Here is a 17,381-nt window from a genome sequence, read left to right on the forward strand (position 1 = left end):
GTCAGTTTCGTATGCCCCATCCACAAATCAAGTTTGGAACCGACGGCTGGCGCGGCGTCATTGCCGACGACTATACGTTTGCTAACGTGCGCACTGCGGCTGCGGCGGTTGCTGCCTATATTCACGCACAGGAAGATCCTGCGAAGGGCCTGTGCATCGGCTATGACACGCGCTTCGGGTCGAAGGCTTTTGCGCGGGCTTGCGCGGAAGTTGTGGCTGCGACGGGAATCCGCGTAGCAATGGCCAATGACATTACGCCTACGCCGGCGCTGAGCTTTGGCGTGCGCGGCCGGGGCGCGGCGGGCGGCATCATGATCACGTCGTCGCACAATCCGGCGGAGTGGAACGGCGTAAAGTACAAGGCGTGGTACGGCGGATCCGGCAAGCCGTCGATCATTGCGGCTATCGAGTCCTATCTCGAAAAACCGGCGCCACAGGCTGCACTTGCCGCGGCGATTGAGGAAGTGGATTTTCTGCCGCCGTATTTGAAGGCGATCGAAAGCTTCGCGGATCTCGACCTGATTGCGAAGTCGGGGATGAAGTTTGCAATCGACTCGATGTACGGCGCGGGGCTGACGATTCTGTCGGACATCTTTACGCGGATCGGCGTGGATCACGTACAGATTCGCGGGAACGTTGATCCGCTGTTTCCAGGGATCAATCCGGAGCCGATTGAGCCGCATATTCGCGCGCTGGGCGAAGCTGCGGTGGCGTACAAGTGCGATGCAGGCCTTTGCACGGACGGCGATGCGGACCGCATTGGCGCGACAGATGAGCACGGAAATTTTGTCGATCCGCACAAGATTTTCTCGGTGCTGCTGAGCTGGGTGTTGCGACGCAAGGGCTGGCCGGGTGCCGTGACGCGGGCGTTCAACACTACGAAGATGCTGGACCGGATTTGCAAGAAGTACGGTCGCGAACTGATCGAACACGGCATCGGATTCAAGTACGTCTGCGACCTGATGCTGGAGCGCGAGATCGTGATGGGCGGCGAGGAGTCGGGCGGCATCGGATTTCAACGGCACTTGCCGGAGCGCGATGGGCTGTTGAATGCGCTGCTGCTGGCGAACGTGATGGCGGAAGAGAAGAAGACGCTGGGACAGCTTGTCGCCGATTTGCAGGCCGAGTATGGCGAGCACCAGTACGGGCGCATTGATCTGCATATTCCCGATTACCTGAAGAACGCGGCGATTGCGCGGGCGCATGTGCTGCAGGTTGGCGATGCATCGATAGCGGGCATGCCGATCTTGCGGCAGGAGACATTGGACGGCGTGAAGTTCTACCTCGACAATCCCGAAGCGAAGACGAAGCCGAATGCGGCGGAGACGTGGATCCTGTTTCGGGCCAGCGGGACGGAACCGCTGATGCGGATTTATACGGAGTCGACGTCGAAGGAAGCTGTGGCGACGCTGCTCAAAAGCGGGCGTGCCTTTGCGATGGAGAGCTGAAGCCAGAGTTCGAATTCTGAGTTCGTAGTTCAGAGCGAACTACGCTATACGCGGATAAGAGCTTCCTCAAACTACTAAAGGGTATTGCGGTGTTCATTCATATCTTTGGATTTCGGTGGAAAGAGCGAGCGACAGACGCCGAAAAAGAACGTGCGGAGCGGGAGATTCTCGCATTTCAGGGGCAGATTCCTGGCTTGATTGAAGTGTTTGTGGGAAAAAATCTGTCACCGCGAGGACAGGGGTACACATTTGCGGGGCTGATGAAATTCACCGACCGTGCGGCATGCGATGCCTATGCTATTCACCCCGCCCATCTTGCGCTGCTAGAGTGGCTTGTGCCGCTGATCGATCCGGTGGAACTGGACTTCGAATCCTGAGTTTTTGACAAACTCTTTGAACGCTTTTCTCGCTTGTCCAGTGTCCTGCCTTTTTCTACCTCTCATTCCAACGCGTAAGAACATTGTGGCGCCAATGACGTTGCCGCAGAGGATTCTGTTGTGGACGGAGCCGGATATGGAGGAGGCGGGTAATCGTCATATCAAGGTTTCAGAAACCTGCGACGCACAGAGCGAGTCAGCACAACTATCGATCCTAAAAAGTTCGTGAATGGCGCGCCGGCAGGCTCGGCGAAGCGAGATTCGACTCAGAGGCTGCGTGCTATGATTAGCTTCTTCGGTGAGCCCCTGCACCGTTGAGGTCCCGCAAGAAACCTGGCAAATGCATCGAGCGCGCATTGTTCGATGCGCTGTTCACCGAGAATAACGGCAACTTCACGCGTCGGTGCGTGCGGTATAGCGTTTCATTCAGCAGCTTGGAACCCGACAAGGTCTGCGTATTCGAGTGAGATCGATAGCCCTCATCTGTCGATGGTGTTTGGCATTGGCGACGCCAGTTGCTGCGAGTGTGATTGCCTGGGGCGCTCCCTCTACGTCGACGTTTTCGCATGCCAGTACGCCGGCAAGCGAAGTGAGCAACGTCTCTGTATTCGTACTCACGATCACGGGTTTGATCTTCCTGGCGATGAGCGGGCTGTTGACGTACGCGCTGGTTCGCTTCAGGGGGCGCAAAGGCGATATGTCGGAGCCCGCACAGGTTTTTGGCAGCGTGCAGATCGAGCTCTCGTGGACGATTATTCCCATCCTGATTATTGTGGTGCTATTTCTGACGACGGCGCGGGTCTTGTTCAGTGTGCAGGATGCGCCGAAGCCGGCGTCGGCCCTGGACGTGACGGTGGTGGGACACCAATTCTGGTGGGAGTTTCGCTATCCAAAGTACAACGTGGTGACGGCGAATGAACTGCACGTGCCGGTGAGCGCGACGGCGGCAGATCGGCCGACTTTTCTGAAGCTGACGTCGGCGGACGTGATTCACAGCTTCTGGGTGCCGCAGCTTGCAGGCAAAACTGACCTGTTGCCGAATCGCGTGAACGAGATGTGGATCGATCCGGGACAGCCGGGACTCTACGTGGGACAGTGCGCGCAGTTTTGCGGCGCGGAGCACGCGAAGATGCTGCTGCGCGTTTACGTGGATACGCCCGAGCAGTTTCAGGAGTGGATTGCGAATCAGGAGAAGAGAGAGCCGGAGCTGACGGCTCAGGGAACGGGTGAAGAAAGTGGCGCGAATCCGCGTGGCGCCAGGAACGTTGCGCATGCGGGAACGCAAGTGGCGGTTCAAAACTCGCCAGCGACAGTTGAAGATATGTCGCTGGCGCGGCATGGGAAGTCGGAGGAGATTTCGCAGGAGGTTGGGCAGTATGTATTTGAGCACCAGGCTTGCATCAGTTGTCACACGGTGGCGGGAACAGTTGCGACGGGGCGGTACGGTCCTGATCTAACGCACTTGATGAGCCGCGCAACGATTGCGGCGGGAGCCGCGCCGAATGCGCAGGAGCAACTGCTGAGGTGGATTACGGACCCAAACCAGATCAAGCCGGGATCGTTGATGCCTGCAATGCATTTAACCGATACGCAGAACGAGCAAATCACGGCGTATTTGCTCACGTTGAAGTAGTCGTCCCTCAGGGGTTAAAGCCTGCTTATTTTTGCGGGCGTTACGGCACGACTAAAGTAGTGTCCTTTCAAAAGCTGGACTTTGATACGGCAAAGTAAGAGGCGGCGCAAAGCGGCACTCAGGGAGAGGGAGATGGGCACGGAGAGTTTGCCAACGGCACAGGGGATTGAAGCGGGGATCGATCGAACACCTGCTTCGACGAGGACGGGTACGTACCTCGAGCTTGTGCACAGCTGGATTGTGACGGTGGATCACAAGCGGCTGGGTATTCTGTACATCTGCTACGCGCTGGTGTTCCTACTGGTGGCCGGATTTGAAGCGATGTTGATTCGCGTTCAGCTTTTCTTTCCTCACAATGATTTCATCTCGCCATTCACCTTCAACCGGCTGTTTACGATGCACGGCACCACGATGGTGTTCCTGGTGGGCATGCCGATTCTGTTTGGCTTCGGCAATTATCTTGTGCCGCTGATGATCGGGGCGCGCGACATGGCCTTTCCGCGGCTGAATGCCTTCAGCTTCTGGATCAGCGCGTTTGCGGGCCTTCTCCTCTATTACAGCTTTATCGGCGGCGTTGGGCTAGCGGGGACGGGATCGGCGCCGGATGTGGCGTGGTTTGCCTATGCGCCTCTGACGGAGCGCGCGTTTTCACCGGGACACACGGTGGACTACTGGGCGGTGGCGTTGCTGGCGAGCGGCATTGGAAGCATCGGCACGGCGATCAATTTTCTTGCAACCGTGTTTTGCATGCGGTGCAAAGGGATGACGTTGTTCCGCATGCCGCTGCTGCCGTGGCTTTATGCGACGGTGTCGTTTCTTGTTCTGGTGGCGGTGAGCCCGCTAACTGCGTGCCAGGCAATGCTGCTGATCGATCGCTACCTGGGCGGGCATTTCTTCGATACGCAGGCGGGCGGGTCGGCGATTTTGTGGGCGCACTTCTTCTGGATCTTCGGACATCCGGAGGTGTACGTGCTGGTGCTGCCGGCGTTCGCGTTTGCGAATGAGATCATCCCGGTATTTTCGCGGAAGGCTATTTTCGGTTATCCGGCCATGGTCGCGGCGTCGGTGGGCATTGCGTTCATCAGCCTGAGTGTGTGGGCGCACCACATGTTCACGATCGGGATGACGTCGTTCGGAAATGCGTTCTTCACGCTGTCGACGATGCTGGTTTCGATTCCGACGGGGATCAAGACATTCAATTGGCTGGCGACGATCTGGGGCGGGAAAGTCCGGTTTGCCACGCCGATGCTGTTTTCGATTGCGTTTTTGTTCCAGTGGGTGATTGCAGGGCTTACCGGGATCATGCTCTCGATATCGCCATGGAACTGGCAGACGCATAACTCCTATTTTGTGGTGGCGCACTTTCACTACGTGCTGGTGGGTGCGATTGTCTTCATGATTTTCGCGGCGATCTACTACTGGTACCCAAAAATGACGGGGCGGATGCTGGATGAGCGGCTGGGCAAGTGGCACTTCTGGCTGATGGTGATCGGCTTCCATGTCACGTTCGACACGATGCACATTCCTGGATTGCTCGGAATGCCGCGGCAGATTTTTACCTATGAGCCGGACCGCGGATGGACGCTGCTGAACCAGATTGTTTCCGTAGGTGGTTTCATCCAAGCCATTGCGGTTCTGATTCTCGTGTATAACCTGGTGCATTCGTACTTTCGTGGCGCGGAGGCAGGGCCGGATCCGTGGGATGCGTGGACGCTGGAGTGGTCAACTTCGTCGCCTCCGCCAGCCTATAACTTTCCGGTGGAACCGGTGGTGGCAAGCCGGCGGCCGCTTTGGGATTTGAAACATCCGGAAGATCCGGATTCTGCATTTGAGTGAGGAGAGCGATGGCGACGGTACCGCTGGAACACGTGACGCATGAAGGCGAGTGGAAAATGCCTTCGCGCGGCGTTGTGGCAATGGCGAGTCTGATCACGGCGGAAGCGTCGATCTTCACGATTTTTGTGGTGGCGTATTTGTATTACCTGGGCCGCGACGTGAGCGGGCCGTTTCCGAAGGACGTTTTGGAGATTCCGTATTTCGGCACGGTATGCCTGCTTTCGAGCAGCGGATTCATCATGCTGGCGGAGCGGGCGATCGAACACGGGCGCATGTTTGCATTCCGGTTGTGGTGGATGGTCACGATTCTGCTTGGCGCGATCTTCCTGGTGGACACCGGGATGGAGTGGTACAAACTGATCGTTCACGATCATCTGACGGTTCACACCAATCTGTTTGGCACGACTTTCTATTCGCTGGTGGGCTTGCATGCGTCGCACGTGGTGGTTGGACTGCTGATGATGACGGTGACGATGGGATTCGCGCTTACGGGGAAGTTGCGCGCTGAACATGCGGAACGCGTGAAGGTGCTCGCGCTTTATTGGCATTTTGTAGATGCAGTGTGGGTGGTGGTATTCACGGTGGTGTACGTGGTGGGGAAATGACGGACTCTCATACGTCGCACGATTCGATGAAAGAGGCGGGTGCGCTGCGCACGCGATCGATTCATCTTCCAGCGCCGACGGCGTGGCCGTTTCTGATGGCGCTGGGACTGACGCTGGTATTTGCTTCGCTGGTAACGAGCGCGGGGCTTGCGGTGCTGGGTGGAATTTTGACAGTCGTGTCGATCATAGGATGGTTTCGCGAGGTGCTGCCGCATGAGGCGCACGAGGAGATTGCGGTCACCGATGAGACGGTGGTGATTGTGCCGTCGCGGGAGAAGGTGGCGCGGATCGATGTGGGTGAGACACATCGCGCGCAACTGCCATTGGAGACGTTTCCGATTTCAAGCGGAATTATCGGAGGGATTGCGGGCGGGATTGCGATGGTGATCCCGGCGGAGATTTACGGGATTATTCGCTTTCACAGTATCTGGTACGTGGTGAATCTGCTGGGCGGAGCGGGCGTGGGTGGCTGGGTGAATCCGACGATGGAGCAGATGAGCCACTTTCGCTTGGGCGCGTTTGTGACGGCGAACATCATTCAGGGAGCGACGACGCTGCTGGTGGGTTTGCTGTACGGAGCGATCCTGCCGATATGGCCGAAGCATCCGATTCTACTGGGCGGAATTCTTGCGCCAATGGCGTGGACGGGGCTGCTGCATAGCGTGCTGGGGATCGTAAATCCGTTCTTGGATCAGCACATCGATTGGTGGTCGTTTGCGGCAGCGCAGGTAATCTTTGGTCTCGTGGCTGGATACGTGGTGACGAAGCAGGGGAAGATCAAGCGGCTTCGGCAGGTGCCGTTGGCGATTCGTCTGGGCGTGGAGTCGCCGGGCTTGATGCGGGAGCGCAGTGGAGAAGAGCCGAAGCGATGAGGACGGCGGATACGTTGGCGGGATGGGGCGCGCTGGTGCTGTTGGCGCTTGCGGGTTGTAAGCTGCCTGGGAAGCCGAAGGCTGGACCCGAAGTGCTGCGACCGGAGGAGGTGCTTGGGTTTGAGATGTTGTATGGAGCGAACTGTGCGGGGTGTCACGGTGCGCATGGGCAGAACGGCGGAGCGATGAATCTTGCGAATCCGGAGTACCAGGCGCTGATTGACGATGCATCGATGCGCGATGTGATTGCAAAGGGAGAGAAGAGAACACTAATGCCGGCGTTTGCGCAGGAGAACGGCGGGCAGTTGACCGACAGGCAGATCGATGCGCTGGTCGCGGGGATTCGTGCAAGCTGGCGAAAGGAAAATGTGTTTGGCGGGGAAACGCCACCGCCTTACAAAGCAACCCATGCCGGCGATGTGGCAAAGGGAAAGGTTGTCTACGCGATTGCGTGCGCGCGTTGCCATGGAGTATCGGCGCAGGAGCCGGGGAATGCTGGTTCGATTCAGGATGGATCGTTTCTTGCGCTGATCAACGGACAGATGCTGCGTACAACAGTGATTGCGGGACGGCCGGATATCGGCGAACCGGATTGGCGAGGGCATATTCCCGGAAGGGCCATGACGGACGATGAAGTTACGGATGTGAGCGCGTGGCTGATGGCGCAAAGACCGCAGAACCCCGGGCAGCCTTATCCGAATGTGAATGCGGCGGAGAAGCCGGCTACGCCTGTGAACCATTGAGAGCGCTTACGCGAGCAGGAGCGATTTATGGATGAGAAGATTCCGCAGCCCGGTGAGCCGGAGCAGGATCGGCGCCCGGAAACGGAGAGCGTCACGCGGCGATCATTTCTGATGAATGTGGGAATCGCATTGAATGCCGCGGTGGCGCTGGTGATTGCAACGCCGGTGGTGGCGTATGTGCTGGGGCCAGTGCTGCGGCGCAAAGAGTATTTGGCTTGGATCGCCATCGGCGAGGTGAGCGACTTTCCTGTAGGCGAGACGAAGCTGATTACGTTTACGAATCCGTTTTCGGACCCATGGGATGGGGCGACTGCGAAGGTGCCGGCGTACGTGCGGCATGCTGCACCGGATGAGTTCACCGTGTTTGCGATCAACTGTGCGCATCTTGGCTGCCCGGTGCGCTGGTTTTCGGAGTCGCAGCTGTTCATGTGTCCGTGTCATGGGGGCGTGTACTACGCGGACGGGAACCGAGCTTCGGGGCCTCCCGAGCGGGGACTGTTTACCTACGAGCTTAAGGTGCAGGGCGGAAAACTGCTGATCGATGCAGGGCAGATGCCGACACTGCAGAATCGCGCGAGCAAGAGGCCTTGCCCTTCGAATGCAACACAAGCGGCACAGCAACTGGTTTCGAGGATTGAAGCATGCCCGGACACAAAGAGCCATGGTACAAGCGCGTCTACGATTGGGTAGAGCGGCGCGTACAACTCGAAGGGCCGGTGAAGGACGCGGTGCTGCATCCCGTGCCGCGGAGTACCGCGAGCTGGTGGTACGTCTTTGGCAGCGCAAGCCTGGTTCTGCTGATTCTGCAGGTGGTGACTGGCATCCTGCTGGCATTGGTGTATCAGCCGTCCGCGGCGCATGCGTGGAGTTCGCTGGAACTGCTGAATCACGAATTGCCGCTGGGATGGTTTCTACGCGCTATGCATGGATGGGGATCGAACTTCATGGTCGCCGTCGTTCTGATTCACATGGCGCAGGTGTTTCTGTTTGGCGCATACAAGTTTCCGCGAGAGCTGACGTGGATTGTGGGCGTGTTCATGCTGCTGATGACGCTGGGCATGGCGTTCACGGGGCAGGTGCTGCGGTTCGATCAGGACGCGTACTGGGGGCTGGGCATCGGCGCGTCGATTGTGGGGCGCGTGCCATGGATCGGCGGGCAGCTTGTGCACCTGATGCTGGGTGGGCCGATGATCAACGGTGCGACACTCACGCGATTTTTTGCGCTGCACGTGTTTGTCATTCCGGGGGCGCTGCTTGCATTCACAGGACTACATGTATGGATGGTGCTGAAACTCGGGATCAATGAGTGGCCGACGCCTGGGCGCATCGTTCGGCGCGAGACCTACATCGAGGAGTACAACAAACTGGCGCACACGGATGGAATTCCGTTTGTGCCGGGTGCGGTGTGGAAGGACCTGGTTTTTTCGGCGGCGATCTTGTTTGCGGTGGCGTGCTGCGCGGCGGTGTTTGGACCTTATGGGCCAAAGGGCGTGCCAGACCCGACGATTATCAACACGGTTCCCAAGCCGGACTTTTTCTTCTTGTGGATCTATACCGTCCTTTCATTTTTGCCGCCGGAGATGGAGACTCCGTTCATTCTGATTGCGCCGGTGGTTGCGGTGTCTGCACTGATTGGATTGCCGTTCGTGGCAGGGATTGGAGAGAAGAGCTGGTGGCGGCGGCCGGTGGCGGTGTTCGCGGTGATGTTTATTGCGGTGTGCTGGGGAGTATTCACGAACCTGGGGACCTATACGCCATGGAGTCCGAAGATGGATGCGTGGAGCGGTGCGGCGGTGCCGGTGGAACTGCTGCAGGGCCGGACACCGCTGGAACGGCAGGGAGCCAATGTGTTTCAGGAGAAGCAGTGCCGTAATTGCCATCAGCTTGGCGGGCTGGGCGGAGAGCGCGGACCGGCACTGGATGCGGTGGCGACTCGGTTGACGGAGGATCAGCTTTACCGGCAGGTGCTGCTTGGCGGAGGCAATATGCCGGCATATGGCAGTGCGCTTTCTCCGGCGGAGACAACGGCGCTGGTGCGGTTCCTGGAAACGCTGCACCCGAACTATCAGCCGGCTTCGCAGGATGCGTCACGGCGCGTAGTGGCGCAAGGAGCAACGCAGACTCCGGTGCGGTGATGCGGCGAGGCGCGAAATAACTGGATGATGTGCCTGATGCTGATTGACGATGGTGCGAATGGCGTTCCGGCGCTGGGGGAATTGCTGCGCCGGTGGTCGTTGCCGCTGGCGCCGATGATCACGCTGTCGATTGCGCTCGCCTTGTATGTGCGTGGGTGGAATGTGGCGCGCGTTACACGTGAACGGGAACTGCCGATTTGGCGGGCGGCGAGTTTTTTGGCGGGAGTGGTTTTGCTTTGGATGGCGCTGGCATCGCCGATCGATGCGCTGGACGATTATCTGCTCGCAGCACACATGATTCAACACTTCATCCTGATGTCGGTCGCGCCGCCGTTGATTGTGCTGGGTGCGCCGGTGGTGCCGATGTTGCGGGGGATGCCGCGGGTTTTGATTCACGGCTTGCTGCGGCCGCTGTTTCGCTCGGGCTGGATCCGTGGTGTCGGACGGGTGGTGACGCATCCGGTATTTGCGTGGATCGCGATGAACGTAGCGTATCTGGGATGGCATGTTCCGACGGCGTTTGAACTGACGTTTCGCAGCGAAGGGATTCACGATTGCGAACACGTTTGTTTCTTCGCGACGTCGCTGGCGTTCTGGTGGGTAGTGCTGAGGCCATGGCCTGCGCCTGTGCGGTGGCCGCGTTGGGCGATGATTCCGTATCTGCTGAGCGCGGATGTCGTGAACACGGTCTTGTCGGCGACTCTGGCGTTTTCGGGACGCGTGCTGTATCCGTCGTACGTGGCGGCTCCGCGAATTTGTTTTCTGACACCGCTGAAAGACCAAGTGGCGGCAGGTGCGGAGATGTGGGTGCTGAATTCGCTGGTGATGCTGGTGCCGGCGGTGGCGATTGCGGTGAGAGAGTTGTCGCCGCGGTTTTTGGTGAAGCCCGTTACGAGCGGGGGCATCGCACGACAAGTTCAGCAGGGCTGAGGCTTGGAAATTTGGCGGTCCATGTGACAGGAAATACTTAATTATTGACAGTGATATAGAGACGGTGATACCTATTTAATCCGTTGCGCAATCGTTTGCGCAAAGTTTGTCCGTGTAGGCGCGAGTGGACTTCGTTTCGACGCGTCAGGCATCAGAATCTCCACACTTCCGCAGATGTAGACGGAATCGAACGTGCCTTCCCATGGAGTCGAATGCGCGCGAAAACTGGTATGTGTAACGGGCCGGTAATGGAGACGCAGGACACGATGAAAAAAACGCAGAAGAGGATGACGCTCCGGCAGGGGAAGGGCACCACAGCGAATTCGGCAGCACGGTGCGGCGTGTTTGCGTTGGTCTGCGCACTTTCAGCCTGCGTGGCGTTGGCCCAGGAGCGCGCGGCTACGGTTCGACATGCTCCACCATCGAACCTGCAATTGGCTTCGCCCGCGATCGAGAAGCGGGTGGATGCGCTCTTGAAGCAGATGACGCTTGAAGAGAAGCTGGGGCAACTGGTGCAGTACAGCGACAGCGGATATGACGGTGAGGCAAAGACGGCGGCGGAGGCGGCGGCTGCGCCCGGGAAGAATCCCTCGACGCACGACAAGGTTGATGCCATGGAATTGGTGTCGACGGGGCGGCTGGGTTCGATGCTGAACACGGTGGGGCAGGCGCGCACGAATGCATTGCAACACGCGGCTGTCGAAAAGAGCAGGCTGCATATCCCGTTGATGTTTGGCGCGGACATCCTTCACGGGTACAAGACGGTATATCCGATTCCACTTGGTCTTGCGGCGACGTTTGATCCGGAACTGGTGATGTCCCTCGCGCACATTTCGGCATCGGAGGCGAGGACAGGCGGTGTGGACTGGTTTTACTCGCCGATGGTGGATATTTCTCGCGATCCGCGGTGGGGAAGGACGCAGGAAGGTGCAGGAGAAGACGCCTACCTGGGAGTGGCCATGGCGCGGGCGTACGTGCATGGCTACCAGGGGGATGATCTTTTGTCGCCGACCAGCGTGGCGGCGTGCGTAAAGCACTTTGCGGCTTACGGCGCGGCGGAAGCTGGGCTGGAATACAACACGACCGATATGTCGGAGAGCAGATTGCAGCAGGATTATCTTCCTCCGTACAAGGCTGCGGTGGAAGCGGGGGCGGCAACGTTCATGAGCTCGTTCAATGCGCTCAATGGGGTTCCAGCATCGGCGAACCGGTACCTTTTGCAGGATATTTTGCGGGATCGATGGGGATTCAACGGGTTTGTCGTGAGCGATTACACGGCGGTGATGGAGTTGCGGAATCACGGCATCGCGCTGGATGCGGCTACGGCGGCGCGCAAGGCAATCTCGGCGGGAGTGGACATCGACATGATGTCGCACTACTACGACGCGGAGTTGCCGGCGCTGGTGAAGTCGGGGCAGGTCCCCATGGGTCTCGTGGATGAGGCTGTGCGGCGGGTGCTGCGCGTCAAATTCGCGATGGGGCTTTTCGAACATCCGTATGCGGAGGGGAACGAAGTTACCTCTGCTGTTACGGAGCACAGGCCGCTGGTGAGGAAAGCTGCCGAAGAGGCGATCGTGCTGTTGCAGAACAGGGCGCTCGAAGGTGGATCGTCGTTGCTGCCTTTGGCGGAGAGCGTGAAGAAGATTGCGTTGATTGGTCCGCTGGCCGACAACAGCACGGAGATGACCGGATTGTGGGGCGGCGACCGAAGGGATCCTGATGTCGTTACGGTGAAGGACGCGTTGGAGGCACGGGCCCAGCGGACTGGCGGATCGATCAAATATGAGAAGGGCACCGAGATTCTGGGCGAATCCGATGGAGGGTTTGCCGAGGCAGTGGAGGTGGCGAAGGGATCGGATGTAGTCGTGCTGGCACTGGGTGAATCTAGCGAGATGAGCGGCGAGGCGGGATCACGCGCGCATTTGAATCTGCCGGGCAACCAGGAAAAGCTTCTGGAAGCCGTGGCGGCAACGGGACGGCCGATTGTTCTGCTGGTCTTTTCAGGCCGGCCACTGGTGCTGGACTGGGCAGCGCAGCACATTCCGGCAATTATGGAGGCCTGGTTCCCGGGCACAGAGGCGGGAGAAGCGATTGCCAACTTGTTGTACGGGGATGTCGCGCCGAGCGGAAAGCTGCCTATGAGTTTTCCGCGCGCGGTGGGCCAGGAACCGCTCTCTTACAATCACTTTCCTACCGGGCGTCCTCCAGTTGGGCTTGATCTTTCGCAGCGGCCGGGTGGGGACTCTCGTTTCTTTTCGCGCTACATCGACGTTCCCAACGATGCGCTTTTTCCGTTTGGGTACGGACTCAGCTACACGCAGTTTGCATATTCGGATGTTGCGGTTTCCCGCGGATCGGTGCCGCATGCAGAAGCCGATAGGAGCGAAGGGCGCGATCTTGTGACTGTAACGGCGACGGTTCGCAACACCGGGATGCGTGCGGGTACTGAGGTGGTGCAGTGCTATGTGCGCAATCTGGGGGCAAGCATGGAGCAGCCGGTGCGTAGCCTGGAAGGATTTGAGCGGGTCACGTTGAAGCCGGGCGAGCGGAAGCAGGTTACGTTCAAACTGGGATTTCCGGAGCTGTCCTTTTATAACAATGCCGGACAGGCGGTAATCGAGAAAACGGACTACACGGTTTGGGTGGGCGGTAGTTCGCTGGCTACGGAGCACGCAGAGTTTCGCATTGTTCCATAGTTGAAGCAGAGCCGGACAAGGCGGACGGACGGTGAGTGCGCGATTATCCGGGCGCGATTCGACGCTTAGTCGATGAAATAGCCGATGTCGGTGAGGACGGTGTCGTTCAAATCGACGCCCAGGAGCTTGGCGCCGAACGGGGTTCCGAGGTCCTTTTCGAAATTCTGTAGCACATAAGCAGGTAGATCGGTTTGCCTCCGAAGCAAGCGCAACAGCGCCGCGCTATCGGTTGGGCACTCATAGTCGCCTGGCAAGCCGCAAGCTGGGCGGATTGTCAGCGAGAGGGGGATCGTTCCAGGGCCAGGCTGGAAATGTTCTGCAGGCCGGGTGATGAGATTCACTCGCATGCGGGAATAGTGACATCGGTCTGCGGAAGGCTCAATGGTACCGATGGGTTATTGGGGGGACCGATTGGGGGAAACGGCCGAATCGTTGAAATTCGGCCGTTACGAAAGAATGCAAGCCGTGTTAGTTTCCTGTTCCGCTGAATCGGAATGACTTGTCGGGATAGGGAGGATGCTGCGGCACGGGCCGGGGATCGGCCTTGATCTCCTCTTTCAGCAATTTGAGCGCGGCCTGGAGTTGGTCGTCATTGCCGCTGAAGGTGGAGTGAGGCAGATTATCGACCACAATATCGGGTTCAGTGCCGTGCCCTTCGATGAGCCATTTGCCATCCGGGCCGTACACGCCGAGTTCGGCGGCGGATGCGATGCCGTTGTCGGCCTGAGTATTGTCGAAACTGAGCCAGACCTCACCTCCCCATGTTCGCACGCCGATGACTTTGCCGAGTTTGAGCCGTTTGACGCCTTCTGTGAACGCTTCGCCATCGGATGCTGTCAGCTCGTCGCAAAGTACAACGATGTGTCCGCGAAATGCTTCTTGCATATTCCAGGAGGGGTTGCCAACACGCGGCTGCCAGTACATCCACGCCTGGCGCAATAGTTTTGCAATGAGCCAGGAATCGATGTCGCCGCCTTCGTTGTGGCGAACGTCGATGATCAATCCCTGGCGGTCAAAGACGGGATAGAATTCGCGTGTCCATTGATCGATATCGTCAGAACCCATGGCCTGCAGGTGGACATAGCCGATGGTGTGGTCAGAGGCCGAGTCGACCATGCGACGGCGGGAGTATTCCCACTCTGCGTAGCGCAGCCGTGCTTCATCCTGTTCCTTGAGGGGAACGACGAGCACATCGCGCATTGCACCCGAGGTCGACTTGACGCGAAGCAGGACCTGGGCCCCGGCCTTGCCGCGCAACAGGACTCGCTCGTCGGTTACGCCAAGCAGATCTTCGCCGTTGATGGAAACGATGACTTCGCCTTCGCGGACAATTGATTCAGATCGGGCGAAGGGCGGGGCCTGATTGGGCAGGTCAGGATCGTGCTCATAGATGTGGTCCACAACAAAGCCGCCCGCTTTCTCATCACGGCGAAGCCGCGCGCCGAGGGAAGCGATTTCCACCTGGTCGGCGGGCTTTCGTGCGTCACCGCCGACCACAAAGGTGTGCAACACGGAGAGCTCGCCGACCATCTGGGCGATCACGAGATTCAGCTCATCGCGACTTGCGACCCGGTCCACCAGCGGAAGGTAGCGGTCGCGCATGGCGGCCCAGTCAACGCCGTGCATGTTGCGGTCGTAGAAGAAGTCGCGCTCGAGCCGCCACGCATCGATGAATAACCCGCGATACTCGTCAACGGGCTTGGTGGAGAAGGACCAGCCGGCCAGGCTGATAGAGGACTTCGCGAGGGTCTTTGGATCGGCCAGGGCGGCGGGTTTTACGTCTGAATCGAAGATGAAGAAGTCGTCCCCTTTGCGGACGAGCAATTTCTTGCGATTCTGCGAGATCTCAAAATTCTTCACGTCCGCCATTACGGTTTCGACGTCATCGCCATTGTTGGCCACGTCGAGGCACTGCACGGCGAGATGCTTTTGTGTGTTGTCAGGATCGTTGAGCCAGCAGAGACGCTTTTCGGTGGCCTGCAAGTTGCCGTAGTTGCCAGGGGCCGCGGGGACCTCGCTGAGCCTGAGCGACATGTCGGCGAAGTCGATTTTTACTTCCGGAATGCTCTTGTCGTCTTTTTTCTCATCTTTCTTTTCGTCCTTCTTTTCGTCGCCGGATTTCTTTGCCTTATCGTTAGGCTTTGCGGCATCGTTCTGCTTGTCGTCCTTTGGCTTCTCATCGGGTTTCTTTTCGTCAGGCTTCTTGCTGTCATCGAGATGCAACTCGTCTGGAGGCAGGAACGGGGAGCGCTGATCGGGAACGAGCGCCAACTGGTAGATCTTTACCTGGTGATCGAAGAAAGGATCCGGTTGCCGCGATCCCCAGGGGCCCTCAACAGTTGTCTTGAGCATGCGATCGGAGAGGAAATACAGCCATTTGCCGTCGGAACTCCAAGTGGGGCTGATGCTGTCGTAGCGGTCTGATGTGATTTCCTTGGTTTCGCCGGAATCGACGTTGAAAACCTTGATCTGAGAGAACTGATTGTTGGCCGACTCCACAAAGGCAAGCCATTTGCTGTCAGGAGACCAGTGGAGATCGCCAAAGTCACCCATCATGGAGGTCGCGATCAATTTTTCCTGTTTGGTTTTCGTGTTGAAAAGCCAGAGATGCTCGTCCTTGTCGTGGTGGGCAAGCCAGTTGCCGTCGGGTGAGGCAACACCGTCTATGCGGAGCACATGCGCGTCATTGGTCCATTGGTCGGGTTTGCCTTCGCCGTTAGCCGGGAATTTCCAGAACTCGGCTTCGCCAGTCTCGGTGGAGAGGGCGAGGATGCTCTTGCCGTCGGGTAGGAAGCGCGCTTCGCGAAAACGGATCGCAGAATTGGCAGCGACCTTGACGATACGGCCGCTTCTGACAGGGAGGGTAAATACCTCTCCGCGCGCGGTGAAAACGGCGCTCGTGCCATCGGGAGAGATGTGGAAGGCTGTGAGGTAGTCCGTTGGTTTCTTCACCCAGTGCTCACGAAGCTGATCGAAATCAGAGGCAAGCGTGACGGGGATGGCCTGTTCCTGGCCGGCCTTCAAATCGAGCAGCCACAAGTCGGCGCCGCAGGCGTAGACAATGTGCCCGTCATCGATCGAGGCGGTAGAGATGTCGAAGATGCGCTGGTGACTTTCCTGCTTGAGGTTGTGTCCTTCTTCGTCCATGGAGAAGACGTTCATGATTCCATCGCGATCGGAGAGGAAGTAGACGCGGCCGTTCCAGAACATCGGGTGAGAGGAAGCGCCGGACCAGTCAGAGGTAAGGGAAACCGCTTCACCGTGGCCGTCAAACTTCCAGATGCTTTCCGCAGTGCCACCCTTGTAGCGCTTGGTCTCGCTGGGCTGCTTGAACCAGCGCGTGAAAAAGAGGTTGTGATCGTCGGGCGAATACGCGGCTTCAGCCGCTTCGGCCAGGGGGACGATTTCTCTGGCGCCAACGCCATTCACGAGGACGAGTTGGGTTCCGGGCAAGGTTGCATAGCGCGCCGTCGTGATCATGAGACGGCCATCGGGGGCGAATCCAGCGGGTGCGGAGCCTCCATCCCAGGTGCGGCGTTCAGGCAGTCCACCATCGACGGGCATGGTGTAGACCTCGGTCGGACCCTCGAAGTCGGCGCTGAACGCGACGGTTTTGCCATCGGCCGAAAGATAGGCGTGCGATTCAGTGCCGGGATTCGAAGTGAGGCGGCGAGCGACGCCACCGTTCACACCGACAACCCACAGATCGCCCTCCGACGTGAAGACGATGTTTCCGTCGCGAACTGCGGGGTAGGTATAGTAGCCGCGATGGGCGGGCGCGGTGTCGGCTGCGAATGCGATTGGAGTTGAGGTTGCAAATAAAGCGACGATGGCTGGAAGGGTCCTCATGGAGTTCCAGTTGGCGAACGGATTCTTCATTCTTGTATCCATCCAAAATGAGACTGACGGCGGAAACTGCGGGGAATGACCTTACGCGAGAACGCAAGGCGCGATCAAAACAGAAGGTGAAACTGCGTACGAATGATACTACGGGCTGGGGCGGGGCAGACTGGTTTTGTGGTCAAACTGAGAGGACAGGTCACGAAGCAGTCCAGGCTTGACGCGGGCTGCACGGCGCCTCTGATAAAGGTGGTATCAATCAGAGA

Annotated in this window: 13 protein-coding genes; 11 read left to right on the forward strand and 2 right to left on the reverse strand. The window is 58.5% G+C overall.

The genetic code is table 11. The features are described 5' to 3' along the window. The first annotated feature begins 11 nt into the window (after positions 1–11). The 11 genes from VK574_RS13460 to VK574_RS13510 all read left to right on the forward strand — a co-directional run bounded on the left by VK574_RS13460 (position 12) and on the right by VK574_RS13510 (position 13,275). Positions 12–1,448, forward strand: coding sequence for a phosphoglucomutase/phosphomannomutase family protein (locus tag VK574_RS13460; RefSeq protein WP_472800359.1), 1,437 nt, complete (start codon positions 12–14; stop codon positions 1,446–1,448). An 89-nt stretch (positions 1,449–1,537) separates the two neighbouring features. Continuing rightward, a complete protein-coding gene (locus VK574_RS13465; protein ID WP_472800360.1) occupies positions 1,538–1,825 on the forward strand; it encodes a Dabb family protein in 288 nt (95 codons plus the stop codon). Between the two features lie 502 nt (positions 1,826–2,327). Further along, positions 2,328–3,458, forward strand: coding sequence for a cytochrome c oxidase subunit II (gene coxB, locus VK574_RS13470; protein ID WP_472800361.1), 1,131 nt, complete (start codon positions 2,328–2,330; stop codon positions 3,456–3,458). Positions 3,459–3,590: 132 nt separating this feature from the next. After that, positions 3,591–5,294, forward strand: coding sequence for a cytochrome c oxidase subunit I (gene ctaD, locus VK574_RS13475; RefSeq protein ID WP_472800362.1), 1,704 nt, complete (start codon positions 3,591–3,593; stop codon positions 5,292–5,294). Between the two features lie 8 nt (positions 5,295–5,302). After that, positions 5,303–5,899, forward strand: coding sequence for a cytochrome c oxidase subunit 3 (locus VK574_RS13480; protein WP_472800363.1), 597 nt, complete (start codon positions 5,303–5,305; stop codon positions 5,897–5,899). After that, the gene (locus VK574_RS13485) at positions 5,896–6,771 is read left to right on the forward strand and encodes a hypothetical protein (RefSeq protein WP_472800364.1); all 876 of its coding nucleotides are present in this window, start codon (positions 5,896–5,898) and stop codon (positions 6,769–6,771) included. The genes VK574_RS13480 and VK574_RS13485 overlap by 4 nt, the downstream gene beginning before the upstream one ends. Beyond that, positions 6,768–7,514, forward strand: a complete 747-nt coding sequence (locus tag VK574_RS13490) for a c-type cytochrome (RefSeq protein WP_472800365.1) — start codon at positions 6,768–6,770, stop codon at positions 7,512–7,514. Before VK574_RS13485 ends, VK574_RS13490 begins: the two co-directional genes overlap by 4 nt. A 27-nt stretch (positions 7,515–7,541) precedes the next feature. Next, positions 7,542–8,204 (forward strand): QcrA and Rieske domain-containing protein, encoded by a 663-nt coding sequence (locus VK574_RS13495; RefSeq protein ID WP_472800366.1) that lies wholly within the window; start codon positions 7,542–7,544, stop codon positions 8,202–8,204. Beyond that, complete coding sequence (locus VK574_RS13500) at positions 8,156–9,649, forward strand: cytochrome b N-terminal domain-containing protein (RefSeq protein WP_472800367.1); 1,494 nt, start codon at positions 8,156–8,158, stop codon at positions 9,647–9,649. The genes VK574_RS13495 and VK574_RS13500 overlap by 49 nt, the downstream gene beginning before the upstream one ends. A gap of 36 nt (positions 9,650–9,685) precedes the next feature. Next, on the forward strand, positions 9,686–10,579 hold the full coding sequence (locus VK574_RS13505) for a cytochrome c oxidase assembly protein (protein ID WP_472800368.1): 894 nt from the start codon (positions 9,686–9,688) through the stop codon (positions 10,577–10,579). 212 nt (positions 10,580–10,791) lie between these two features. Then, positions 10,792–13,275, forward strand: coding sequence for a glycoside hydrolase family 3 N-terminal domain-containing protein (locus VK574_RS13510; protein ID WP_472800369.1), 2,484 nt, complete (start codon positions 10,792–10,794; stop codon positions 13,273–13,275). A 65-nt stretch (positions 13,276–13,340) separates the two neighbouring features. On the opposite strand, the gene VK574_RS13515 is transcribed toward VK574_RS13510, so the two are convergent. Together VK574_RS13515 and VK574_RS13520 are read right to left on the reverse strand one after the other, a co-directional pair. Continuing rightward, entirely contained in the window at positions 13,341–13,481 is a 141-nt protein-coding gene (locus VK574_RS13515; protein WP_472800370.1) for a hypothetical protein, read from the reverse strand. A gap of 262 nt (positions 13,482–13,743) precedes the next feature. After that, positions 13,744–17,154, reverse strand: a complete 3,411-nt coding sequence (locus VK574_RS13520; RefSeq protein ID WP_472800371.1) for a S41 family peptidase — start codon at positions 17,152–17,154, stop codon at positions 13,744–13,746. Between the last annotated feature and the right edge of the window lie 227 nt (positions 17,155–17,381).

Origin of the sequence: Occallatibacter sp., from assembly GCF_035317045.1 — a bacterium.
GTDB lineage: Bacteria > Acidobacteriota > Terriglobia > Terriglobales > Acidobacteriaceae > Telmatobacter.

Excerpts from the sequence above, each read along its gene's own strand:
- VK574_RS13495 (WP_472800366.1), top strand. The coding sequence starts at position 7,542 with ATGGATGAGAAGATTCCGCAGCCCGGTGAGCCGGAGCAGGATCGGCGC.
- VK574_RS13505 (WP_472800368.1), top strand. The coding sequence starts at position 9,686 with ATGCTGATTGACGATGGTGCGAATGGCGTTCCGGCGCTGGGGGAATTG.
- VK574_RS13520 (WP_472800371.1), bottom strand. The coding sequence starts at position 17,154 with ATGAAGAATCCGTTCGCCAACTGGAACTCCATGAGGACCCTTCCAGCC.
- VK574_RS13485 (WP_472800364.1), top strand. The coding sequence starts at position 5,896 with ATGACGGACTCTCATACGTCGCACGATTCGATGAAAGAGGCGGGTGCG.
- VK574_RS13510 (WP_472800369.1), top strand. The coding sequence starts at position 10,792 with ATGCGCGCGAAAACTGGTATGTGTAACGGGCCGGTAATGGAGACGCAG.
- ctaD (WP_472800362.1), top strand. The coding sequence starts at position 3,591 with ATGGGCACGGAGAGTTTGCCAACGGCACAGGGGATTGAAGCGGGGATC.
- VK574_RS13480 (WP_472800363.1), top strand. The coding sequence starts at position 5,303 with ATGGCGACGGTACCGCTGGAACACGTGACGCATGAAGGCGAGTGGAAA.
- VK574_RS13500 (WP_472800367.1), top strand. The coding sequence starts at position 8,156 with ATGCCCGGACACAAAGAGCCATGGTACAAGCGCGTCTACGATTGGGTA.
- VK574_RS13460 (WP_472800359.1), top strand. The coding sequence starts at position 12 with ATGCCCCATCCACAAATCAAGTTTGGAACCGACGGCTGGCGCGGCGTC.
- VK574_RS13490 (WP_472800365.1), top strand. The coding sequence starts at position 6,768 with ATGAGGACGGCGGATACGTTGGCGGGATGGGGCGCGCTGGTGCTGTTG.